Source organism: Alcaligenes sp. SDU_A2 (assembly GCF_038237375.1).
Taxonomy (GTDB): Bacteria; Pseudomonadota; Gammaproteobacteria; order Burkholderiales; family Burkholderiaceae_B; genus Alcaligenes.
In genome coordinates, this window is record NZ_CP151273.1 from 2,560,809 (window position 1) to 2,584,348 (window position 23,540).

General features: G+C 58.1%; 15 protein-coding genes and 1 rRNA gene. 5 read left to right on the forward strand and 11 right to left on the reverse strand.

Going from position 1 to position 23,540, the window contains the following annotated elements:
- Window positions 1-73 precede the first annotated feature (73 nt).
- Window positions 74-1,610, reverse strand: a 16S ribosomal RNA gene (locus AADW57_RS11880).
- A gap of 1,155 nt (window positions 1,611-2,765) precedes the next feature.
- Between AADW57_RS11880 and rng the strand changes: the two genes are divergently transcribed.
- Entirely contained in the window at window positions 2,766-4,229 is a 1,464-nt protein-coding gene (gene rng, locus AADW57_RS11885) for a ribonuclease G (RefSeq protein WP_341667107.1), read from the forward strand.
- Window positions 4,230-4,286: 57 nt separating this feature from the next.
- Here rng and AADW57_RS11890 read toward each other — a convergent pair whose 3' ends face one another.
- Together AADW57_RS11890 and msbA are read right to left on the reverse strand one after the other, a co-directional pair.
- Complete coding sequence (locus AADW57_RS11890) at window positions 4,287-4,742, reverse strand: hypothetical protein (RefSeq protein ID WP_341667108.1); 456 nt, start codon at window positions 4,740-4,742, stop codon at window positions 4,287-4,289.
- A gap of 30 nt (window positions 4,743-4,772) precedes the next feature.
- The gene (msbA, locus tag AADW57_RS11895; RefSeq protein WP_445819146.1) at window positions 4,773-6,566 is read right to left on the reverse strand and encodes a lipid A export permease/ATP-binding protein MsbA; all 1,794 of its coding nucleotides are present in this window, start codon (window positions 6,564-6,566) and stop codon (window positions 4,773-4,775) included.
- Window positions 6,567-6,656: 90 nt separating this feature from the next.
- Between msbA and AADW57_RS11900 the strand changes: the two genes are divergently transcribed.
- From AADW57_RS11900 to AADW57_RS11910, 3 genes are read left to right on the forward strand one after another with little or no spacing between them, the layout of a single operon-like run.
- A complete protein-coding gene (locus AADW57_RS11900) occupies window positions 6,657-7,619 on the forward strand; it encodes a glycosyltransferase family 9 protein (protein ID WP_341667110.1) in 963 nt (320 codons plus the stop codon).
- Complete coding sequence (locus AADW57_RS11905; protein WP_341667111.1) at window positions 7,616-8,380, forward strand: YdcF family protein; 765 nt, start codon at window positions 7,616-7,618, stop codon at window positions 8,378-8,380. Before AADW57_RS11900 ends, AADW57_RS11905 begins: the two co-directional genes overlap by 4 nt.
- The gene (locus AADW57_RS11910) at window positions 8,377-8,646 is read left to right on the forward strand and encodes a YkgJ family cysteine cluster protein (protein ID WP_341667112.1); all 270 of its coding nucleotides are present in this window, start codon (window positions 8,377-8,379) and stop codon (window positions 8,644-8,646) included. Before AADW57_RS11905 ends, AADW57_RS11910 begins: the two co-directional genes overlap by 4 nt.
- Before the next feature lie 101 nt (window positions 8,647-8,747).
- Here the strand turns inward: AADW57_RS11910 and AADW57_RS11915 are convergent, their stop codons facing one another.
- From AADW57_RS11915 to hrpA, 8 genes are all read right to left on the reverse strand, one after another.
- A complete protein-coding gene (locus AADW57_RS11915) occupies window positions 8,748-9,896 on the reverse strand; it encodes a glycosyltransferase (RefSeq protein WP_341667113.1) in 1,149 nt (382 codons plus the stop codon).
- A 140-nt stretch (window positions 9,897-10,036) separates the two neighbouring features.
- Window positions 10,037-11,209 carry a glycosyltransferase family 4 protein gene (locus AADW57_RS11920; RefSeq protein ID WP_341667114.1) on the reverse strand — a complete coding sequence of 391 codons (1,173 nt, stop codon included), beginning with the start codon at window positions 11,207-11,209 and terminating at the stop codon, window positions 10,037-10,039.
- Window positions 11,206-11,919, reverse strand: coding sequence for a polysaccharide deacetylase family protein (locus tag AADW57_RS11925; RefSeq protein WP_341667115.1), 714 nt, complete (start codon window positions 11,917-11,919; stop codon window positions 11,206-11,208). Before AADW57_RS11925 ends, AADW57_RS11920 begins: the two co-directional genes overlap by 4 nt.
- 32 nt (window positions 11,920-11,951) lie before the next feature.
- Window positions 11,952-12,746, reverse strand: a complete 795-nt coding sequence (locus AADW57_RS11930) for a glycosyltransferase family 2 protein (protein WP_341667116.1) — start codon at window positions 12,744-12,746, stop codon at window positions 11,952-11,954.
- Window positions 12,719-13,558 carry a polysaccharide deacetylase family protein gene (locus AADW57_RS11935; protein WP_341667117.1) on the reverse strand — a complete coding sequence of 280 codons (840 nt, stop codon included), beginning with the start codon at window positions 13,556-13,558 and terminating at the stop codon, window positions 12,719-12,721. The genes AADW57_RS11930 and AADW57_RS11935 overlap by 28 nt, the downstream gene beginning before the upstream one ends.
- A complete protein-coding gene (locus tag AADW57_RS11940) occupies window positions 13,555-14,661 on the reverse strand; it encodes a glycosyltransferase family 4 protein (RefSeq protein WP_341667118.1) in 1,107 nt (368 codons plus the stop codon). The genes AADW57_RS11935 and AADW57_RS11940 overlap by 4 nt, the downstream gene beginning before the upstream one ends.
- Window positions 14,658-18,134, reverse strand: a complete 3,477-nt coding sequence (gene dnaE / locus AADW57_RS11945; RefSeq protein WP_341667119.1) for a DNA polymerase III subunit alpha — start codon at window positions 18,132-18,134, stop codon at window positions 14,658-14,660. The genes AADW57_RS11940 and dnaE overlap by 4 nt, the downstream gene beginning before the upstream one ends.
- Before the next feature lie 156 nt (window positions 18,135-18,290).
- A complete protein-coding gene (hrpA, locus tag AADW57_RS11950; RefSeq protein ID WP_341667120.1) occupies window positions 18,291-22,082 on the reverse strand; it encodes an ATP-dependent RNA helicase HrpA in 3,792 nt (1,263 codons plus the stop codon).
- Window positions 22,083-22,166: 84 nt separating this feature from the next.
- On the opposite strand from hrpA, the gene argA reads away from it, so the two are divergent.
- Entirely contained in the window at window positions 22,167-23,522 is a 1,356-nt protein-coding gene (gene argA / locus AADW57_RS11955; protein ID WP_341667121.1) for an amino-acid N-acetyltransferase, read from the forward strand.
- The last annotated feature ends 18 nt before the right edge of the window (window positions 23,523-23,540 follow it).

Here is a 23,540-nt window from a genome sequence, read left to right on the forward strand (position 1 = left end):
AACCTTCATGGTCATGACATTAACTAACAGCCAATAAGTGTGGACGCTTTCGCTTTGCGAGCCATTCGCTCTAAAAGGAGGTGATCCAGCCGCACCTTCCGATACGGCTACCTTGTTACGACTTCACCCCAGTCATGAATCCCACCGTGGTAAGCGCCCTCCTTACGGTTAGGCTACCTACTTCTGGTGAAACCCACTCCCATGGTGTGACGGGCGGTGTGTACAAGACCCGGGAACGTATTCACCGCGACATTCTGATCCGCGATTACTAGCGATTCCGACTTCACGCAGTCGAGTTGCAGACTGCGATCCGGACTACGATCGGGTTTATGAGATTAGCTCCCCCTCGCGGGTTGGCGACCCTCTGTCCCGACCATTGTATGACGTGTGAAGCCCTACCCATAAGGGCCATGAGGACTTGACGTCATCCCCACCTTCCTCCGGTTTGTCACCGGCAGTCTCATTAGAGTGCTCTTGCGTAGCAACTAATGACAAGGGTTGCGCTCGTTGCGGGACTTAACCCAACATCTCACGACACGAGCTGACGACAGCCATGCAGCACCTGTGTTCCGGTTCTCTTGCGAGCACGGCCAAATCTCTTCGGCTTTCCAGACATGTCAAGGGTAGGTAAGGTTTTTCGCGTTGCATCGAATTAATCCACATCATCCACCGCTTGTGCGGGTCCCCGTCAATTCCTTTGAGTTTTAATCTTGCGACCGTACTCCCCAGGCGGTCAACTTCACGCGTTAGCTGCGCTACTGAAGCCTAACGGCCCCAACAGCTAGTTGACATCGTTTAGGGCGTGGACTACCAGGGTATCTAATCCTGTTTGCTCCCCACGCTTTCGTGTCTGAGCGTCAGTATTGTCCCAGGGGGCTGCCTTCGCCATCGGTATTCCTCCACATCTCTACGCATTTCACTGCTACACGTGGAATTCTACCCCCCTCTGACATACTCTAGCTCGGCAGTTAAAAATGCAGTTCCAAGGTTGAGCCCTGGGATTTCACATCTTTCTTTCCGAACCGCCTACACACGCTTTACGCCCAGTAATTCCGATTAACGCTTGCACCCTACGTATTACCGCGGCTGCTGGCACGTAGTTAGCCGGTGCTTATTCTGCAGATACCGTCAGCAGCGCTTCGTATTAGGAAGCGCCTTTTCTTCTCTGCCAAAAGTACTTTACAACCCGAAGGCCTTCATCATACACGCGGGATGGCTGGATCAGGGTTTCCCCCATTGTCCAAAATTCCCCACTGCTGCCTCCCGTAGGAGTCTGGGCCGTGTCTCAGTCCCAGTGTGGCTGGTCGTCCTCTCAAACCAGCTACGGATCGTCGCCTTGGTGGGCCTTTACCCCACCAACTAGCTAATCCGATATCGGCCGCTCCAATAGTGAGAGGTCTTGCGATCCCCCCCTTTCCCCCGTAGGGCGTATGCGGTATTAGCCACTCTTTCGAGTAGTTATCCCCCGCTACTGGGCACGTTCCGATACATTACTCACCCGTCCGCCACTCGCCACCAAGAGAGCAAGCTCTCTCGTGCTGCCGTTCGACTTGCATGTGTAAAGCATCCCGCTAGCGTTCAATCTGAGCCAGGATCAAACTCTTCAGTTTAATCTCTGTGGTTGTCCCGTCTTGCGACGAGACCGATTGTGTCTCAAAGAAAAATTCAGAGTTTACACAAGGTAAAAACTTCATTTTTCGTCTGTGAGCACTTGATACAAACTTGTGGCGATTCCCGAAGGATTCGGCCCGCTCATTCCAAGCGCCCACACTTATCGGCTGTTAATTGTTAAAGAGCAGTGACAGTTGCCTGTCGTTCTACTGGCTGAGTCGGCCGGCGCGTTACGCTGTGTGGCGTTTCGTGCCTTGCTGTTTCAGCAGCAGAGAAACGAGATTATGAAGCGTTTTTCGCAGTGTGTCAAGCGTTTTTTGAAGTTCGTTTGAGCGTTTTGGGTAGAACCTAAACCGATCAAACTTGTTCCCGCTTGAACCAGAACCGGATGAAACCACCTGATCCCGTACCGCTTAACTTCACAAGCTACAAAGGTAAATTTTAAGACGTCGCTAAAAACTTAACTTTGTAATCTCGTTTGCAGAATCTAGAACTTTAACATGAAAAACTTAAATCATGCAAGCTTTATTTTCTGCCGGTTGATTCAGACTTCGGTGCAGGCCATTGAGCCAAGGCGGTGAAATCGAACGAACCGCTTGCTGTACCGCTTCGGGAAAACCCTGTTCGCTGCAGCAAGAAAGAAACTATAGCACGGTTATTTTTATAAACGCAAGCATTCAGCATGACATTATTCCAGCAACGGACCACGAAAACACTAGGCATTTACCCTAAACCATTGATGCTCATAGAATAAATACAAATATTTCTAAATGAAACACCTGTATTTGATGCTTTTCCATTTGTCCCAAGCAACCTTTCCAAGACTTTTTTCATCGACTTTCATAGGAAAACGCTCTCCGCGTAGAGCCCCCCTTCTTTGGATTGCACACTATGGTCGCCTGAGCAGCCGACATCGGCACATTTTCATCTGATTAGCCGCTTACCCGACGCCTAGCCGCATCCACCCAAGCATATAGAGGAAAGCCGACTGACCTAATCAGTAGAAATCCCACACCGGCAGCGCCCTGACTGACTGACCGACGCAACCGTCACGCTATATATAGAGGCATAGGACATTATCTTCCATATAGACATGGCACCTCACCAGACTTGGCCCTACACTAAGCTCAGAAGATACTCTGAGCGAAAGCAACATGCATGAAGACATACTGATCAACGTCACCCCTTTTGAAACACGCGTCGCCCTGGTCGAGCAAGGTGCCGTGCAAGAGCTGCATATCGAACGCAGCATTCAGCGCGGCTACGTGGGGAACGTCTATCTGGGCAAGGTAGCGCGGGTGCTGCCGGGCATGCAAAGTGCCTTTATAGATATAGGCCTGGAACGAGCCGCCTTCATCCATGTTGCCGATCTGCGCCAGAACCGGGTCGAACGCAATCACGGCAACGCCCCCACTCCCATCGAAAAACTACTGTTCGAGGGACAGTCGCTTTTGGTGCAAGTGATCAAAGACCCACTGGGCACAAAAGGTGCGCGGGTTTCCACCCAAATCAGCATTGCCGGGCGCATGCTCGTATACTTGCCCTTTGACCCGCATATAGGCGTGTCGCAACGCATCGGCTCGGACGCCGATCGCATCGAATTGCGCGAACGCGTAGCACGTCTGATGGACAAGGACGAAAAAGGCGGGTTTATTGTCCGCACCCAAGCCGAATGCGCTACAGACGAAGAGATTGCCGCCGACCAGTTGTATCTGCGCACCTTATGGACCCGCATCCAAGAGCGCATCCGCGAACAAGGAGCACCTTCCGTTTTGTACACCGACCTGAACCTGACGCAACGGGTTCTGCGCGATATGGTCACGCCAAATACGCAATCTATTATTGTGGATTCGCGTACTGTGGTTCAGGAAATGAAAGAATGGGCCCAGATCTACACACCGTCTGTGCTGGAACGTATCGATCATCACAAGGGCAGTCGCCCCTTGTTCGACACCGCCCACGTGGACGAAGAGATCAAACGGGCGCTGTCGCGACGGGTCGATCTGAAATCCGGCGGTTACCTGATCATCGACCAGACCGAAGCGCTAACGACGGTCGATGTGAATACGGGTGGCTTTGTCGGTGGCCGCAATTTTGACGACACTATCTTCAAAACAAATCTGGAAGCTGCCGTCGCCTTGGCGCGCCAACTGCGTCTGCGTAATCTGGGTGGCATCATTATCCTGGACTTTATCGACATGGATGAGCCCGCCCACCGGCAGTCGGTACTGGACGAGCTGCAAAAGGCGCTAAGCAAGGACAGAACACGCGTCACCATCAATGGTTTCAGCCAATTGGGCCTAGTGGAGATGACGCGCAAGCGAACCCGCGACTCTCTGGCACACCAGTTGTGCGAACCCTGCCCCACCTGCCAGTCGCGCGGCTCGATCCGCACGGCGCGCACAGTCTGCTATGAAATCCTGCGCGAAGTGCTGCGCGAGGCCAAGCAGTTCAATCCCAAGGAGTTCCGCATCCTGGCGGCCCAAGAGGTCGTGGATCTGTTTCTGGAAGAAGAAAGCCAGCATCTGGCCGTGGCGGGCGACTTCATTGGCAAGCCAATCTCGCTGGAGGTTGATCCACAGCACTCCCAAGAACAGTACGACATTATTTTGCTGTAAAGCCGGATGAGACGACGGGCCCCACCCGAGCAAGGATGGGGCCATAGGTACGCCAGTCTATTGGGCGATAGGCGTGAAGTCGTCTTCGGGCATGACCTCTTTAGGCGCATCGTCTGGATTACAAATGCCCGGTGCGCGGATCGATGTGAAGATAGCATCAATCTGATCGCTGACTCCGGCCTGATAACTATAAACCTTGGCATCGACCCAACCTTTTTGCATCAAAGTCAAATCGATCAAGATGGTTTTATCCCAACCCGCCCCATCTACGAGCGGGTAACGCAAAGTACCGTAACTGGCCTGCCGTTCGTCCATCTTGAACACGGCTGCTTTGCCGCATTCGGCCTGATGCTTGAACAAAGCCCGCTGTATGCCGACAAAGTCAGTATTGATGCGTCGTTCGCTTTTCTGATGAACCGAGCGGCGCAGGTCGTCCTCGCGCAGCATGGCATTATCGGTAGCACATCCGGCCAACGCAGCCAGCCCGGCCAGAATGATGAGGCTTTTCTTCATGGTGTTCCTTGGTTTGCGACACAACGCCGCTTATTCGTTGAACTGAAACTGCATGCGGTACAGATTGGCATACATTCCGTCACGGGCCAGTAATTCGTCATGACGACCCTGCTCGATGATCTGCCCTTCGTCCAGCACCAAAATCTGATCGGCTTTCTGGACTGTGGACAGGCGGTGGGCAATGACCAAGGTAGTACGGCCTTTCATGAGCGTTTCCAGAGAAGCCTGTACCTGCCGCTCGGATTCGTTATCCAATGCCGAGGTCGCTTCGTCCAGGATAAGAATAGGCGCATTTTTGATCAGCGCACGGGCAATCGCCAAGCGCTGGCGCTGGCCGCCCGACAAGGCATTGGCATTTTCACCCACTGGCGTGTCCAGCCCCAGCGGCAATCCAGCCACGAACTCGCGCAGATTTGCCGCCTCCAAGGCGTCCCAGATGCGTTCGTCCGAAACATCCGCACCGGCACCATAGGCCACGTTCTGCCCTATCGTGCCCTCGAACAGCACCACGTCCTGACTGACCAGAGAAATCTGACTGCGCAAGCTGCGCAACTTAAGATCCTGTAAAGGAATGCCGTCCACTCGGACTTGCCCACCGGTCGGCTCGATAAAGCGAGGCAACATATTGGCCAGCGTCGTCTTGCCGCTGCCCGAACGCCCCACCAAGGCGACGGTCTGACCCGGATCGATGGAAAAACTGAGGTCGGCGACGGTATCCCGGTGGGCATCGGGAAAGCGGTGATGCACACGTTCAAACTGCACATGACCACGCACTTGGGCAGGAAATTCACGTGTGCCGATATCGCGCTCAGACTCCTGATCGACCAGACGAAATACGCTTTCGGCCGCCACCAGCATGCGCTGCATGGTGCCGGTAATATTGGTCAGGCGTTTGATGGGATCGAAAATCTGTCCCAAAGCCGCCATGAAGGCCGCAAAGCTGCCTACGGTCAACACGCCTGAATTGGCCTGATACAAAGCCACGAAAATAACGCCAGCTACCGCAATGGCCACAAAGAATTGCGTGATGGGCGAGAGCGCCGCATCCGCCGAGGCGGCACGCATGGCAAAACGACGCAGACGTCCGTTTACATACGAAAAACGGGCGTTCTCGCGCTCGTAGCCGTCAAATAACTTAATGACACGCTGCGCATCGATAGCCTCGCCCACCACACGGGTCAGCTCGGCATTCATGTTGACCGTATCCCGGTTGATGCGGCGCAGACGGCGCGACACCAGCTTGGCCACAAATACCGACGCCGGCATGACCAGGAACACGATGACAGTCAACTGCCAGGACATATACAGCAACACGGCCAGCATGGCCACGACAGTCAACACTTCGCGCACGATGACGGTAACCACTTCGGTCGCCACTCCGGTCATGACACCGGCATCGACCGTAAAGCGGTTTAACAAGCGCCCCGTATCGCCGCGCTTGAATTCTTCGTCCGGCAGACTGAGCAAACGAGCAAACATGTCCCCCCGCAAAGTCAGCAGCATTTTATTAGTGACCCAGGCAAATACGTAGGTGCTGGCGTACGTCGCGATTCCGCGCAGAAAGATCAGGCCGATCACGGCCAGGGGAATCGACCAGATATAGTGTGGCTTGGCTCCGGTGAAACCATCGTCAAGCAGCGGCTTCATGATGACAGCCAGCACTGGCTGGGTGGCCGATGCCACCACAACCAGCAACAAGGCCACGACAACCGCCTTCCAGTAAGGCAGCAGCCGGACATAGATCCGCTTCCACAAGTCCGACTTGACCGGATCATGGCCTGCGGGCTGGATTTTTGTTTCTATGGCGTTGGACAACGAGGACACCTATATACTATGTGATTGTTTTCATTTTACCGTTCATTGCCGACCGCAGAGCGTACCCGCTCAAGATCGTATTTCCGAGCAGTCCCGTTCATGCCTCAACCAAACGCTCTCTACCTGCGACTGCCCAACTGGCTGGGCGATGTCTGCATGAGCCTGCCTTGTCTGCAGGCCCTGTTGGACACCGGCTTGCCTGTGGTCGTCTGCGCCCGCCCCTGGGCCCGCGAACTGCTGTCCGCCTACCCGCTGCATGGTTTTATTCCCATGAGCGGACACTGGCGTCGCGACGGCTGGGCGGTGCGGCGCTACCGCCGCCAAGCCGGCCATAGACAAGCGGCCGGGGTGCTCTTGCCCGACTCCCTGACCAGCGCGCTCAGCTTCAAGCTGGCCGGTCTGCCGTCCTGCGGCTACCGGGACGATGGCCGCAGTCTGCTACTGCGCTGGCCCCTGTCTAAACCCAAAGCCTCCCTGCACGCCGTGCAATCCTGGTTCCATATTGTGCGTCAGGCACTGCTGCGCTGGCGTTTGCTTCCCGTGCCCGATGCGGCACCCACGGCACTTAACCTGAAACTGACGCCGCTGCAGCGTCAAGAAGGCGACAACAGCCTGCGCCAAGCGGCGCTGCGCGCCGGGGACTATATCCTGATCGCGCCGACGGCAACCGGTCTACATAAAGGCCGCGTCAAGGTCTGGCCACATTTCGACGCCCTGACCCGGGAACTGCAGGCCCAGGGCATGACGGTGGTCATGTGTCCGCCGCCAAACGAAATCGATGCTGCGCTGGAAAATGCTCCGACGGCCCGCTGTCTGCCTTCGTTACCGCTGGGTGCTTTTGCGCGCCTGTGCCAACAGGCACGCTGGGTCGTCTGCAACGATTCAGGCGTATCGCATATTGCCGCCGCCGTCCAGGCGCGGCAACTGACCCTATGCGGGGTTACCAATCCAGAAGACACCGGTCCCTGGTCGCCACGCGCTGTATGCCTGGGGCACGACGGCCAATGGCCCCAACAGCACGAAGTCCTGACCGCCCTGCAGTCCATCGCGGAGCCCGTATGAATCTGTCCAGCCTACTGACCAGTTTGGTCATCCCCTTGAATCTGTTCGCGGCCCTGTTGCTGCTGGCCGTCATTCTGTTCGTGACTCGCCATCGCAAAACGGCAGCCGCGCTGGCGCTGAGCGGCCTGCTCTGGGCTGGAGCCTGGTCCCTGCCAGCCACCAGCCTGTGGGTGGGCGGCTATTTGGAAAACATGTACCCCTATCAAAGCGCTGCGCAGGCCCCCAGGGCTGATGCCATCGTCGTTCTGGGTGGCTATACGGCCCAGAACCGCAGCAACTGGTTCCTGCCCTCCACGGCCAGTCGGACATCCGCACGTGTTGAGCGCGCCGCCGATCTTTACAAGGCCGAGCGCGCGCCCTATATCGTTCTGTCGGGCGCCGCTCTGGACGGCGGGGTCAGCGAAGCGCAGATCATGGCGCACACATTAAGCGATCTTGATGTGCCGGCCTGGGCCACATTGATGGAAAACAATAGTCTGACCACTCAGCAAAATGGCGAATACACGGCCCGCCTGCTGGATGAAAAAGGCTTCAAACGCGTCTTGCTGGTGACCTCCGCGCTGCACATGCCGCGTGCCGTGGCCATCTTCCGCAAACAAGGGGTGGATGTCATCCCCGCCGGCGCGGCACCGCAAATCACCGTACCGGACACGCCAGAGTTTTCCCGCTGGAGACCCAGCCTGCTGGCGCTGCAATCGAGCCGTTCCATCATCAAAGAATATGTGGGTATTTTGGTGTACTGGTCCAGAGGTTGGACATGATCTGCCGGGATAATTGCGGAGCTTGCTGCATCGCCCCCTCCATCTCCAGCCCTATTCCAGGCATGCCACAGGGCAAACCGGCTGGCGTGCCCTGCATACAGCTTGACGAGCATTGGCGGTGCCGTATTTTTGGTCAACCGGAACGTCCCGCCTGCTGCTCTGGGCTGCAGCCGTCTCCTGACATGTGCGGACAACAGCGCCATCAGGCTCTGCTATGGCTGACCGAATTGGAGCGGCAGACAGCTCCCTCTCGTAATAAACCATAAAACAGCGCCCCCAAACGCGCGCAGAAGTGTCCAATTTTATGGGGACAGCGCAAGCAGGGGGCGGCGCCCAGCTACTTAGAACACAACAAAACAAGGGTTTATCAGAGCGGTGCCGAAACCACCCGACGATGCCCTTGCCGATAAGCCCGCGCCCGACGATAGACGATTTCGGTATCGGCCGCGAACTTAGACAAGGAAAACTCCTGTTCGACGCGACTGCGTGCATTGCGGCCCAGGGTTTCCAGACAAAAACGACCGGCCAGCAACTGCTGCAGATAAGCGTGCAACGCCGGCACATCCCCCACTGGCACTACCCAGCCGTCCTGCCCGTCGCGCACATTTTCCGGCAAACCGCCCGCCGCCGACACCAAAGTGGGCAGCCCGGCGGCCATGGTTTCGCAACTGGCGTACGAAGCGGCTTCCCGATAGGACAACACAAAACCCACATCGCTCGCCGCCAGGACACGCCGCACATCCGCCACCAGACCAGGAAAATGCACCGAGTCCTGCATATTCAGTTCGCGCACACGCGCCATCATGTCCTGATTAGGCGGGTCGCCCGCGACCAGCAAGCGCACACGGCTACGCAACTCGGGGGGCAGCAGGCTGACCGCTTCCACCAGCAGCAACCAACCTTTGTTAAGGTCTGTTCCGCCTATGCTGCCAAAGACCAGCGCATTGTCGGGCAGATCGCCAAAAAATGCCTGCCTGGCCTCTTGCCGCTGCGTCGCCGAAGCCGGTTGCAAATAAGTGGTATCGATACCGTTACGCACGACAGCAATAGGAGCACGCGCATAGCCCGACTGTTGCAGTTGCTGTTCTACAAATTCGCATACGGCAATCGCGGATTGAGTTCCAAAACGCGCCCGCATGCGATGACCAAAACTATCCACCTTATTGGTATTGTGCTTGGTCCAGACAATAGCCGGTGCCTCGCGCAGCCCCAGGCTGGCAAGCATGACATGCCGGTGATCGGCACCGCCATTGCAGTGGGCAATGTCAAAACGTTCCGTTTTTAGAAAACGACGTAAATTCCGAATTTCCGGTATGGCAGAAAACACACGCGATGTATACAAGCCCGGCAGAACGCGTACGTGCGACAGTCGCGAAGCTTCACGAAACAGCCGCCCGGTCTCGGGCGCGGCCAGGGTGAATTGGCACCGTCCGGCCATTTCCCGCAACAGACTCAGGACATACGTCACGTGTCCACCGCCATTGCCATGATGGATATCGGTAATAAGTACTTTCAAGAATCGCTCCGCCAGCCGCCAACGAATGAACCCCATGCCGGGGTCCGTCAGGGACGCAGTGTATCTGTTTGTTCGGTCCCTGAACAATAGCTGAACAGCGTCGAATCCGATTCAACGCGACCTAATTACAACACTGGCGATCAACGACGCTGCAACACCTGCTGATAAAGCGCCTGGTAACGAGCGGCAACTGAAGGCCAACTGAACTGGGCCAACAATTGGCGGGAGTTTTCCACTAAATGACGGGCCGCAGCGGGATCTGCGCCCAAACGCTGCACTGCGTCGGCCAGCTCTGCGGCATTTTCGGGATGGGACAGCAAAACAGCGTGATGCCCAGCGCGTACATACTGGGCAAAGCCACACCAAGGGCTGGGGCTGAGCACCACGGGCAGGCCATACGACATGGCTTCCAGCGGAGCCATGCCAAAACTGTCGTTCAGTGTGGGATGCACATAAATGTCGGCAGCCCGATAATAAGGCTCGACATTAGAGGTTTCCCCCACCAGCACCACGCGATCCTCCAGCCCTTGTCCGAGCAGTTGGCGACGCATATCGTCGCGCAGGCTGGGCTTGCCGCCTACCACCAGCAAGCGATAGTGCGAAGGCATCTGAGCCAGGGCCGCCAAAACCGTGGCCAGTCCCTTGCGGATAGGATTGCGCGCTACTAACAAACAGACAATCTGCCCCGTTTCCAAGCCCAGCGCGGCGCGTGTTTGTTCACGCTGCTGTTCCTGACCGTCGGCCTGGGGCAGCAGCACACCCGGAGCAATGACCGGATAAGGATGCACATCGCCGTAAGCCTGCTGCAACTGCTCGGCAATCAGGCCCGACACGGCCACCACTGCCTGCGAACCGGCACGCAAGCGTCGCCCTTCCAGATGCAGATACATCGCGACCCGAGGACTGATATAAGAACCCAGTTTTTTTAGCCACGGCAACGAACGCACTCGCCAGTTATAACGTACCGGAGTGACATGAACGACTTCGACATCGCCGCACCAGCCATTCATGTGCGAATGCACAATATCAAAACCCTGGGCCGTGGCCTGAGCAGCCTTACGGGCAAAAAGCCAGCTACGCACCCAACCCGGCCAGCGTGACCAATGGCGGATTGGCACAAAAGGTAGTTTCAGATCGCAACGGCTGTCATAGTCGCGCGCGAACACCGTAATGTCATGGTGGCGGGACAGTTCGCGCATCAACTCCACCCCATACGCTTCAGCCCCGCCGAAACGGTTGCCGAAACGATCCACCACAAAGGCGATGCGCAGGCGTTGCGAGACCGGATCGGCGAAAGGGGGCGTGTCGCTCATGAGGATAGGGTGCGACGCCGATCTTCCAGACGCGTCAGACACTTTTGCAGAAAACGGAAAATATGGGTGGAACGCGCCACCGTGACGCGAGGCAGATCAAACAGATCATCATCGGCACGCGCCAAGCCCCGATTGGTGGTGGTGGCGTTGTCATAACCGGCCTGACGCACCAATTCGCGGATTGCCCTGGTCTGATCCCCATAGGGATAGCAGAATGCATTGACCTCGACCTGCAACAGATCTTGCAGCTCCTTGCGGGACTGAACGATCTGATAATGCGCTATTTCGGAAGAAACATCGGTCAGATGCACATGATCCAGCGTATGCGATCCTGCCTCGTGCCCCGCCGCCACCCAGGCACGCAGTTCGGGCAGAGACATCAGGCCGGAGTGCGGTACACCCTTGGGCTGATCCCAAAAGTTGGAACCATCCAGATGCCTCGTCACGATGTAGTTAGTCGCGGTAAAGCCCAGTTCGTCCAGCACCGGCATGGCATTCTGGAACACGTTGCGGTAGCCGTCGTCAAAGCTGATGCCCACGACTTTGCCCTGTTTTTCGCCACGCAAATACGGCATGAGCTGGGCCATGGACAAGCCGCGATAACCCAAACGCTTCAACCAGGTCATCTGGCGGCGAAAGTCGGTGGGATGCACGGTCAGGCCCCGGTAAGGCGAACCTTTGGGTGCCGGCACCCCGATCTGATGATACATAAGGATGGGAATCATAGCGGCATTATAAGCAGCTATTTTCTGCCCTGGCGTGTGTAGTACCAAAGCTTGCTGTAACGAAATAAGCTGCCCGACGCGGCCATGCAAGCCAGGATAAAGCCCTGCGCTCCATCCATAAAACCACGCCGCACGACGTAATGGCGCAAAAAAGTCCAGATGGCGTGGCCAGCAATCCCCGGCACACTGGTGGTCTTACCACGCGCCTGCATATGAAGCGCCGCCTCGGTCGAATACGCATTGATCTTGGCGATGAACACTTCCAGGCTGGCATACGGGTAATGCAAAAAATGCCCGTCCAAAATCGCCACCGGCTGATCGGTCTGAACGCTCTCGTGAACTTTGACGTCCTTGAAACGTGCCGTCCCGCGCCGGAACAAACGCAGTACTCGGTCTGGCCACCAACCGCTGTGCCGTATCCACCGACCCGCAAATTCGGACAGGCGGGCGATACGGTAGGCCGTGGCGCGCGGGTTGTCCAGCTCCTGCAATATCAACTGCGCCAATTCGGGGGTGACACGTTCGTCCGCATCGATCGATAGCACCCAGTCGCCTGTGGCCAGATCCAAAGCCCGATTTTTTTGCGGGCCGAATCCGGGCCAGTCGTTTGTAACACTGACCTTGGCACCCAGGCTGCGAGCTATGTCTACCGTGCGATCCGTGCTGCCGGAATCCAGCACAATGATTTCGTCGGCAAACGCCACCGATTCCAGGCATGCCTGGATATGCGCCTGTTCGTTCTTGGTAATCAGGATGACGGACAGGCGCGCAGCCTTGCCCGCGGCTACTTCTGGCGTTGCCGGCGTCGCCATGCTTTCCACCTGTTGAAAATAGGACCAATAAGCGGATGCACGGCCACGTTCAGCCGCCGCCCTACCGATGCGCCGCTGGTATCACGCACGGCAAAGCGGTAGATGTGCAAAGGATCGGTACCGGGCTGGTTGGAGCCAAACGCCCGCGTCGTATACAAATAACGGAAACCGGCCTGCTGGGCAATTTGTACGTAATCCGGGTCGAAATAGCCTTGCGGCCAGCAGAACTGATCCGACACAGAGCCCAAATTATCGATCAGGCTCTGGCGCGACTGCGCCAGCTCCCAACGCATCTTGTCGTTTTTCTGGGCGCGCAACTCGCCCAGATCCCAGCGCGTATGGGTGTGAGTATGGCTATGAAATTCAAATACCCCCTCGTGCTGCATGGCTCGGATTTCGCTCCAGCGCAAGATGACCTCATCGCTACGGCCAGCGGCAATGCGGGCCTCGCATTCGCGATGATCGGGACATTCGGGCACCTCGCCCTGGCCGGCATGCAAACGCACCGGGCCGTCGTTGACCCAGGAGGTCACCACAAAAATAACAGCGTTAAAGCCATATTTCTTGAGCAAGGGATACGCATAGACATAGTTGTCCAGATAACCGTCATCGAAAGTGATAAGGACCGACTTGCGCGGTACGCCCTGCCCTTGCAGATGACCGACAAACTGCTCCGTCGTCAAGCTGGTCCAGCCATGGCGCTTGAGCCATTGCAGATGCTGCTCGAAGTGTTCGGGAGACGCATTAATCATGCCGCCTTGTGGCGTGACATGGTGATACATCATCACCGGCACGGTGGTGGCCATTCTCATTTCTGTAATTCCTTGAGCCAGCGCAGATATGCGCCTTCCAGACGGTCACCCATCGCCGTGGGCGTAAATCGGTCATTGCTGCGGCAAAAGTCGCGTCCGGCTGCGCCCATCGCCTGACGCCGAGCCGGATCAAGGATCAGGCTTTCCAGCGCCTGAGTCAACGCCGCAATATCGTGCAAGGGCACCAGCAAGCCGCTTTGTCCCTCCAGCATCATCTCCGGCACACCGCCCACCCGGGTGCCGACTACCGGCAAACCGGCGCTGCCGGCTTCGACAAACACCGTGCCTGACGCTTCCATATGGGTCGCCAAGGCAAAAACATCCAGATTAGGCAGCAACGAAGGCACGTCAGAGCGAGGGCCCAGCAAGTGAACACGCCCAAGCAGGCCTTGTTCGACCACCAGTGTCTGCAACTCTTGCATGCCAGGTGAACCGCCCCCCACCAGAACCAGATGCAGGTGTGGATACGTGGCCAGCAGCGGCTGCATGGCTGCAATCAGTTCGCGATGTCCTTTTTCGCGCCGCAACACAGCGACACAACCGACCAGCACAGTATCGGATGCCAAGCTCAGCTGCGCCCGCAGATCGAGCGCGGGCGCGGCATCGATCACCGCAGGATCGACACAGGGATAGACCACATCCACCGCCCCCGGCTTGACGCCGCGCTGGATCATATGCTGGCGCACATACTCGCTGGGGGTGATGACACGTTTGGGCACGATGGTATAAGACAGCAAAGAACCGACCTTCTTGGCCAAGTGCCGCGTGCGCACGATCAGGGGGGTGCCGGCCAGCCGCCCTGCCACGCCGGCCAGCATGGCGTCGCGTCGACTGTGGCTGTTGAGCACATCGAAACGGCCATTGCGCAATACGCGCCGTAACTGACACACGCCGCGCAGGTAATTGCGCGTGCCGTCCATATACAAGGTATGAACGACAAAGCCTTCATCGCGCAGCCGCGCAGTCAGTTGGGCATGCGGCTGACACGCTGCCTCTACGTGGTGGCCGCGTTCGCGCAATATGCGCATCGCGCGCAAGATATAGTTTTCCTGCCCGCCAAAGCTAGTCGCGGCTTCTGAATGCAAAATGCGCAAGGGCGTCATCGGTAGCTGATCTCCACTTCGCTGCTAGCGTCCCATTGCTCCAGTTGCTCCAGCATGGCATCGGCCAAACGCACGCGCCATTCGTTACCCAGTTGAATGACACACTCGTAGTCAGGCCGCTGCAACTGCACCTGCACCGCCACCCCGCCACCTTCCTGGGCACGGTGCGGGGCAAGCAAAGCCTGCAAGCGCGCGGCATCGGCCTTGTCGCCCAGCACGATGCTCAGGCAACTGGCGCGTGTCTCGCGGGCCAATTGCAGATCGAAGATGGCATCGGCCGTTACCCGCAATCCCCCGGTATAGTCATCGTTGCTGACTTTGCCCTGGATAATGACCAGTTGGTCTTCTTTAAGACGCTGACGGTGTTCCTCGAACAATTCGTTAAAAATCGCCACTTCCACCTGGGCCGAACCATCGTCCAACATGGCATACAGCATCTTGCCGCGTCGCGTCATGCGTACCCGCACCGCTGACAACACCCCCGCAAACCACTGAGGGCTGCGCGATGCCTCCAGCCGAGCTAAGGGCGTAGGCGCAAAACGGCGCACTTCGTCGCGCCAGGCATCGAACAGATGACCGCTAAAGTAAAAGCCCAACGCTGTTTTTTCCTGGCGCAGTCTGTCCTGCAGACTCCAGGGCGCGACCTTGGCCACTTCGCCCTCGACGATATCGTCCGAGTCATCGGCAAATAAAGAGCACTGATTGGCGCTGCGCTCGGCCTGTTCAGCCGCTTCCACGGCGGCACCGATCGTGGCCAGCAGGGCGGCGCGATTATCGTCGATGCCGTCAAAGGCACCGGCCCGCACCAAGGCTTCGATGGTGCGCTTGTTGACCTGATGACGGTCCACCCGGCGACAAAAATCAAACAGGCTCTTGAATGGCCCCTCTGCTTTACGTGCCTGGACAATCGCCTCGACCGCCGCCTGACCCGTGCCCTTGACCGCACCCAAGCCGTAGCGCATGGTGCGCGGCGGCAGACCCTGGGCGGTATAGCTGTCCTGCACCGGCTCAAAACGATAATTGGACGCATTGATGTCCGGCGGCAACACCTGCACACCGTTGGCCAGCGCGTCTTTCCAGAAGATCTGCACCTTGTCGGTATCGTCCATATCCGATAACAAAGTGGCAGCCAGGAACTCGGCCGGATGATGGGCCTTGAGCCAGGCGGTCTGGTAGGCAATCAGTGCATAAGCGGCCGAGTGACTCTTGTTAAAGCCATAGCCGGCGAATTTTTCCATCAGGTCGAACAGTTTGACCGCCAGTTCTGGATCGTGCCCCTTCTTGACCGCCCCTGCCTCGAACAATTCGCGGTGCTTGGCCATTTCCTCGGGTTTTTTCTTGCCCATGGCACGTCGCAGCAAGTCGGCACCACCCAGCGAGTAGCCACCGATGATCTGCGAGATCAGCATGACCTGTTCCTGGTAGACGATCACCCCGTACGTGCTGCTCAGGGTGCTTTCCAGGTCCGGATGGAAATAATCCACCTCGGCACGACCGTGCTTGCGGTTGACAAAATCAACCACCATGCCCGACTCCAGCGGCCCTGGGCGATACAAGGCCAGCATGGCGATAATGTCCTCAAAGGTGGACGGGCGCAGGCTGCGCAAGAGCTCTTTCATGCCACGCGATTCCAGCTGGAACACGGCCGTGGTGTTGCCTTCGCACAGCAACTTGTAGGACGCGTCGTCATCCAGCGGCAAGGCCATGATGTCAAAGTCGCGCTTGTCCGCATTGAACTGCCGCACATAGCGCACGGCCCAATCCAGAATGGTCAGGTTACGCAAGCCCAGAAAGTCGAATTTGACCAGGCCGGCTGCTTCCACATCGTCCTTGTCATACTGCGAGACGGCGTTGGCATCCGGGCCGGACTGAGCATACAAGGGGCAAAAATCGATCAGCTTGCCCGGCGCGATCAGCACGCCCCCGGCGTGCATGCCCACGCTGCGCGTCAGACCTTCCAGGGGCTTGGCCAGATCGATCAGGGCCTTGACCTCTTCGTCGTTCTCGTAGCGTTCGCGAAAGGCAGGCTCATCAGCCAGGGCCCGCTCCAGCGTCCAGGGGTCAGCGGGGTTGAACGGGATCAGCTTGGACAGGCCATCGCACATGCTGTAGGGCAGCTCCAGCACCCGACCCACGTCGCGCACCACAGCTTTCGCTCCCAGGGTGCCGAAAGTGGCAATCTGGCTGACGGCCTGACGGCCATATTTTTCCTTTACATAGTCGATGACGCGTTCGCGGTTGTCCTGGCAAAAGTCCACATCGAAGTCAGGCATGGAAACCCGTTCGGGATTCAGGAAGCGCTCGAACAGCAAGTCGTAGCGCAGCGGGTCCAGGTCCGTAATACCCAGACTGTATGCCACCAAAGACCCCGCCCCCGAACCACGGCCCGGCCCCACCGGCACGCCATTGTGCTTGCCCCAGTTGATGAAGTCGGCCACGATCAGAAAGTAACCAGGGAAACCCATGGAAATAATGGTGTTGCACTCCCAGGTCAAACGCTCCTGGTAGGTGGGATACTGGGCCTGCCGTTCGGCCTGATCCGGATACAGCTGTTCCATGCGTTTGGCCAGACCTTCCTGGGCCTGATGCACCAGAAAATCGTCCAGCGTCATGCCGTCGGGAGTGGGAAAATCAGGCAGATAGGGTTTGCCCAGCTCCATTTCCAGATTACAGCGCTTGGCGATCTCCAGCGTATTTTCCAGGGCCGAAGGCACATCGGCAAAACGCCGCGCCATCTCGTCCGAATCCAGAAAATACTGCTCGGGCGTAAAGCGTTTGACACGCTTGGGATTAGCCAGCTGTTCGCCTTCTGCAATGCAAACCCGCACTTCGTGGGCGCGAAAATCTTCGGCGTCCACGAACTGAATAGGATGGGTCGCCACCACCGGCAAATCCAGCTCGGCCGCCAGACGCATGGCCGCCTGCACGTACAGCTCGTCGCCATCGGCACCACTGCGTTGCAGCTCGACAAAAAACGCGTCGGGAAACAAATCGGCCCAGTAGCGTGCGCACTGACGCGCCAGTTCCATATTGCCGGCTTCCAGGGCCTGGCCCACATCGCCCATGCGCCCGCCCGACAAGGCGATCAAACCACTGCGCCCCTGCAGCCAGGCGCGCTGCACTTCCGCCCGGCCTTTGTACTGATTGCCCAGCCAGGCCCGCGTCAAGATATCGCACAAGGCCAGATAGCCGGTCTCGTTCTGTACCAGCAAGAGCAGGCGCGCGGGTTTTTCGCGGTCATCCTCGTTCTGCAGCCAGATATCGCAACCCATGATGGCCTTGATGCCGGCTTTGCGCGCCGATCGGTAGAACTTGATCTGACCGAACAGATTGCTCAGGTCGGTCAAGGCCAGCGCCGGCTGACCATAGGCCAGCGCTTTTTTGATCATGTCGGGAATACGGGCGATGCCGTCCACCACCGAAAACTCGGAGTGGGATCGCAAATGGACAAAAGAGGGGTGTGTTTCGCTCATTCAGGAATTGTACTGAACCCGATAAAAAATAGGTTCCTCGCCCAACACCGTGAAACACATCTATTGGAGTTCTGACGATTAAAATCTGCACGCGAAACGGACTCCGGGCAAGGCAAACAGGCCCTGCTTGCCTGTCTGCCCTGCCCGACTGCCCTATCAACGCTGCAGCGCCGCCCAGGCTTTTTCCAGTCGCTTGACCGACACCGGCATGGGCGTGCGCAGTTCCTGTGCAAACAAAGACACGCGCAACTCCTCCAGCATCCAACGAAAATCGCGTAGGCCACTGTCCTGAGCACCTTTCAAGGCAGCCACCGCACGCTGGTACTTCAGCAGCAAAGGCGACATATCCTGCATCAGACGCTGGTCGCGTGCCGGGTCGGCGCGCAGCTTGTCCACCCGCGCCTGCACGGCTTTCAAGTAACGCGGAAAGTGGGCCAGCTGTTTGTATTCGCTGGCCTCCAGAAAGCGCGTCGGCATCAGTGCGGCCAATTGCTGCTGTATGTCCTTCAAGGCCTCGGGGTGGGCCTTGATCTGAGCCAGCTTCTTTTGGGCCGCGCTCCACTCGATCAGAATCTGACCGGCCAGCCGTGCCACCTCCTGGGCCACCAGCCCCAGGCGGCTACGACCTTCTAGAACACGCGCTTCAAAACCGGCCTGATCCTGAGGCCAAGGCTCCATCATGCAAGATTGCTCCAGCGCCACATCAATGATCTGTTCGCGCAATTGCTCCTGCGTACCCAGCGGTATGTACAGCATGCTGATGCGCGTCAGATCAGCAATATTCTTTTCCAGAAAACGCACCTGCTCGCGCAAGGCCAGCCTGAACAGGCAGCGCAACCCCTTGCGGTGTTCACGGCGTGCCTGTCCCGGATCATCGAACACATCCAGGTCACAGTGGGTTTTCTGGTCGATCAGCGCCGGATAGCCGATAAAGCTGCGCCCCTTGCGCTGGATCTCCATCAGTTCGGGCAAGGCCCCGAAAGACCAGCTCGTCAACTGTTCGTGGTCCAGCACCTGCGCCACTTGTTCATCGGCTGCGGCGATCTGCTGGAACGATGCCTGAGCCTGACGGCCATGCTCGGCCTTGAGCTGATCCAGATTGCGCCCGCCCGAGAGCATGCGGCCATGATCGTCGATGACGCGAAAATTCATGAACAGGTGGGCCGGCAATGTTTCTGGCTTGAAGTCGCTGCGCTGCGGACGCTGCTTGACCTGCTCCCACATGTCCTGAGCGATCGCATCCAGCAGACTCATGCCCGGGTCGGCCGCACGATCAAACCAACGCTGATGAAAGGCGTCGGCATATTCGGGCAAAGGCACACAATGGCGACGGGTGCGCTGCGGCAAGGATTTAAGCAGAGCCAGCACTTTTTCCTTGAGCATGCCAGGCACCAGCCATTCGCAGCGCCCGGCATCGATCTGATTCAATGCAAACAGGGGCACGCTAAGCGTGACGCCATCGCGCACCGAGCCAGGTTCGAAGTGGTAGTCCAGTGCCATCTTGACGCCCTGCCACTGCACCGAGCGCGGAAAAACTTCCGTTGTGATGCCCGCGGCGTCATGGCGCATCAGTTCATCGCGGCTCAGCTCCAGGCCCTTGGCCTGTTCCTTGGACAGACCCTTGTACCATTTTTCCAGCGTCGCGGTTTGGTAGACATCCTGAGGGATACGCTGATCATAAAAAGCGTAGATCAGCTCTTCATCGATCAGGATATCGGGGCGGCGCGACTGATGTTCCAGGCGCTCCACCGCGGAAATCTGCTGACGGTTATGTTTCAGGAACGGCAGGCCGGAATCAATCTCGCCCGGCACCAGGGCCTGGCGCAGGAATAGTTCGCGCGCCTGCACAGGATCGATCTTGCCAAAATGCACGCGCCGCCCGCTGTAGATCATCAAGCCATACAAGGTGGCGCGCTCGTTGGCCACCACCTGTCCAGCCTTTTTCTCCCAGCGCGGATCGGACCAGGTCTTGCGCAGCAGATGCGCCCCCACCTTCTCGACCCAGGTGGGTTCGATGCGGGCAATGCAGCGCGCAAACAGGCGCGTGGTTTCCACCAATTCGCCAGCCAGTATCCAGCGCCCCGCCTTCTTGGCCAGGCGGGAGCCAGGATGAATGACAAAACGCAGTTCGCGGGTACCTTGGTACAGTCCCGTCTCTTCGCTTTTCAGGCCTATATTGCCGATCAGGCCGGTCAGCAAGGCTAGATGCACCTGCTCGAAGGTGGCCGGCGAGGGATTGGCGACCCAGCGCTGCTCGTGTACCAGACTGCTCAACTGGGTATGGACATCACGCCATTCGCGTACCCGCACAGGCGAGAGCATGGCTTGCTTTAAGGCATTCATGAACTTGCGTTGCGAACCCTGCTCGGCCGACTGTTCTTGCAACCAATTCCACAATTTGACGTAAGACAGAAACTCGGACTTGTCGTCGTTAAAACGGGCATGGGCCTGATTGGCCGCCTCGCGTTCGTGCATGGGACGGTCGCGCGGGTCCTGCACCGACATGGCGGCGGCAATGATCAGCATTTCGCTCAAACAATGCTGCTCGTGACCGGCCAGCACCATGCGGGCCACTCTGGGGTCCACGGGCAGCTTGGCCAGAGCGCGCCCGACCGGCGTCAGGCCTTGTTGTTCATCCAGCGCGCCCAGTTCCTGCAGAACCTGATAACCATCGGCAATCGCCCGCCCCGTGGGCGGCTCCACAAAGGGGAAGGTTTCCACGTCGTCCAGTCGCAGCGCCTTCATGCGCAAAATGACCGAGGCCAACGAAGAGCGCAAAATCTCGGGGTCGGTGAACGCGGGGCGGCTCTTGAAATCCTGTTCGTCATACAAGCGTATGCACACGCCCGGACCGATACGGCCGCAACGCCCCGCCCGCTGGTTGGCGGACGCCTGGCTGATGGCCTCGATGCGCAACTGCTCGACCTTATTGCGCCAAGAATACCGCTTGATGCGCGCCAGGCCGCTGTCCACCACATAACGTATGCCGGGCACGGTCAACGATGTTTCGGCCACGTTGGTAGCCAGCACCACACGGCGCGCATTGCCCTTGGGGCGGAAGATCTGTTCCTGCTCGGCTTGTGACAGGCGCGCAAACAAGGGCAGGATGACGGTATTGATGGGTTTGTCTTTTTCCAGCGCCTCGGTGGCTTCGCGGATTTCGCGCTCACCGGGCAAGAACACCAACACATCGCCACTGCCGTGGCGCGCGCATTCTTGCACCGCATCGACAATCCCGACCATCAGGTCACGCTCGTCTTCCGATGCGGAGCGGCGCTCCTGGGCATCGCCCTGAGCGGGGTCCAGAATGGGACGATACTGGATATCGACCGGATACAGACGCCCCGACACTTCGATGACGGGCGCGCGCTTGCCCTTGTGGGCAAAATGATTGGCAAAACGTTCGGCATCGATGGTGGCCGACGTAATGATGAGCTTCAGGTCGCGACGCCGGGGCAGCAGTTGCTTTAAAAAGCCCAGCAGAAAATCGATGTTCAGGCTGCGCTCATGCGCCTCGTCGATGATGATGGTGTCGTAGCGGCTCAGCAAGGGATCGCGCTGCGATTCCGCCAGCAAAATACCGTCGGTCATCAGCTTGATGGCCGAACGCGGGCCGGTCTTATCGTTAAAGCGAATCTGGTAGCCGACCCAGTCGCCGATCTCGGACTGCAGCTCCTGAGCGATACGCTTGGCGACCGAAGTCGCCGCCAGACGGCGCGGCTGGGTATGGCCTATGATCTTGCCATTGAGCCCGCGTCCCATCTCCAGGCATATCTTGGGGAGCTGAGTCGTCTTGCCGGACCCGGTCTCGCCACACACAATGACCACCTGGTGGTCCCTGATGGCCTGGGCTATTTCGTCCCGGCGGCCGCTGACAGGCAGGTCTTCAGGGTACAGAATGGGCGGCAGCGTATGTGGGTTTTCAGTCAATTCTACGGACTCGTGCATGAAAGGTAGTTTCTGGTACAGACATCATTATAATTTTGGCTTCAAGCCTTCGTGCTCTCAATTTGGACGCATAGATCACCCGCAATGAACACAGACACCCCCGACTCGTTTACCGCTCTCGAACCACCCGATCAGGCACAGGCTCAATTTGTGCGATGGTTCCGGGAAGTAGCGCCCTATGTGCATGACTTTCGGGGCAAGACATTCGTGGTGGCCTTCGGGGGAGAGCTCATCAACGATGGACTGCTCAATACGCTGATCCCGGATCTGTCCCTGCTCTCGGCCCTGGGCATCAAGCTGGTTCTGGTGCATGGTTCGCGCCCTCAGGTCAATGAACAACTGCGCTTAAAGGGCGAAAGCACGCAGTTCGGGCGCGGCACCGAACCCACCAGTGCCGCCGCGCTGGAATGCGCCAAGGAAGCCGCCGGTGAAATCCGCCTGGATATCGAGGCCGCCTTCAGCCAGGGCTTGCCCAACACGCCCATGTCGCACGCGCAGATCCGCATTATTTCCGGCAATTTCGTCACGGCCCGGCCGGTGGGCGTGATCGACGGGCTGGATTACAGGCACGCCGGCTCGGTACGCAAGCTGGATGTGGACGCCATGCGCGTCATACTTAATCAGGGAGCGCTTATTCTACTCTCCCCGCTGGGTTTTTCTCCAACCGGCGAAGCCTTCAACCTGGACATGGAAGACCTGGCTACCAGCACCGCCATTGCGCTGCGCGCCGAAAAGCTGATCTTCCTGACCCCCGAGCACATCGGCTACTCCAACAATCTGGAGATCGACTCGGAACTGGCGCGCGCCGACGCCGACGCCTTGCTGGCCTCGGGCAAGCTGGACGAGGACTGCTCCACCTTTCTGCGCTACGCCTCCCAGGCAGTCAAGCGCGGCATCGCCCGCGCCCATCTGGTGCCCTACAAACAAGACGGCAGCATACTGCTGGAGATCTTTACCCACGACGGGGTGGGCACCATGGTGGTCGAGGACACCCTGGATGATCTGCGCCCAGCCAATCTGGACGATGTCGGTGCCATCGTGCAGCTGATCGAACCGCTGGAAAACGACGGAACACTGGTACCGCGCGGCCGCTCGGTTATCGAACGCGAAGTGGAACGCTTTACCGTTCTGGAGCACGACGGCATCATCTACGGCTGCGTGGCATTAATTCCCTACCCACAAGAGAGCATGGCCGAAATGGCCTGCCTGATCGTTCACCCCGAATGGCAAGGCTCGGGCGAAGGCGAAATCCTGCTGCGCCACACTGAAGCTAAAGCACGCGCAGCGGGCTTCAAACGTCTGTTCGTGCTGACCACGCGCACCTCGCACTGGTTCATCAAGCGCGGCTTTGTCCAAGGGGGTGTATCGGACCTGCCCAAAGAAAAACAGTCGCACTACAACCGTTCGCGCAACAGCATGGTCTTTATCAAGAAGCTCTGATCCGCGACCGGCATTAGG

Excerpts from the sequence above, each read along its gene's own strand:
- rng (WP_341667107.1), top strand. The coding sequence starts at position 2,766 with ATGCATGAAGACATACTGATCAACGTCACCCCTTTTGAAACACGCGTC.
- AADW57_RS11890 (WP_341667108.1), bottom strand. The coding sequence starts at position 4,742 with ATGAAGAAAAGCCTCATCATTCTGGCCGGGCTGGCTGCGTTGGCCGGA.
- AADW57_RS11900 (WP_341667110.1), top strand. The coding sequence starts at position 6,657 with ATGCCTCAACCAAACGCTCTCTACCTGCGACTGCCCAACTGGCTGGGC.
- AADW57_RS11905 (WP_341667111.1), top strand. The coding sequence starts at position 7,616 with ATGAATCTGTCCAGCCTACTGACCAGTTTGGTCATCCCCTTGAATCTG.
- AADW57_RS11910 (WP_341667112.1), top strand. The coding sequence starts at position 8,377 with ATGATCTGCCGGGATAATTGCGGAGCTTGCTGCATCGCCCCCTCCATC.
- AADW57_RS11920 (WP_341667114.1), bottom strand. The coding sequence starts at position 11,209 with ATGAGCGACACGCCCCCTTTCGCCGATCCGGTCTCGCAACGCCTGCGC.
- AADW57_RS11925 (WP_341667115.1), bottom strand. The coding sequence starts at position 11,919 with ATGTATCATCAGATCGGGGTGCCGGCACCCAAAGGTTCGCCTTACCGG.
- AADW57_RS11930 (WP_341667116.1), bottom strand. The coding sequence starts at position 12,746 with ATGGCGACGCCGGCAACGCCAGAAGTAGCCGCGGGCAAGGCTGCGCGC.
- AADW57_RS11935 (WP_341667117.1), bottom strand. The coding sequence starts at position 13,558 with ATGAGAATGGCCACCACCGTGCCGGTGATGATGTATCACCATGTCACG.
- AADW57_RS11940 (WP_341667118.1), bottom strand. The coding sequence starts at position 14,661 with ATGACGCCCTTGCGCATTTTGCATTCAGAAGCCGCGACTAGCTTTGGC.
- dnaE (WP_341667119.1), bottom strand. The coding sequence starts at position 18,134 with ATGAGCGAAACACACCCCTCTTTTGTCCATTTGCGATCCCACTCCGAG.
- hrpA (WP_341667120.1), bottom strand. The coding sequence starts at position 22,082 with ATGCACGAGTCCGTAGAATTGACTGAAAACCCACATACGCTGCCGCCC.
- argA (WP_341667121.1), top strand. The coding sequence starts at position 22,167 with ATGAACACAGACACCCCCGACTCGTTTACCGCTCTCGAACCACCCGAT.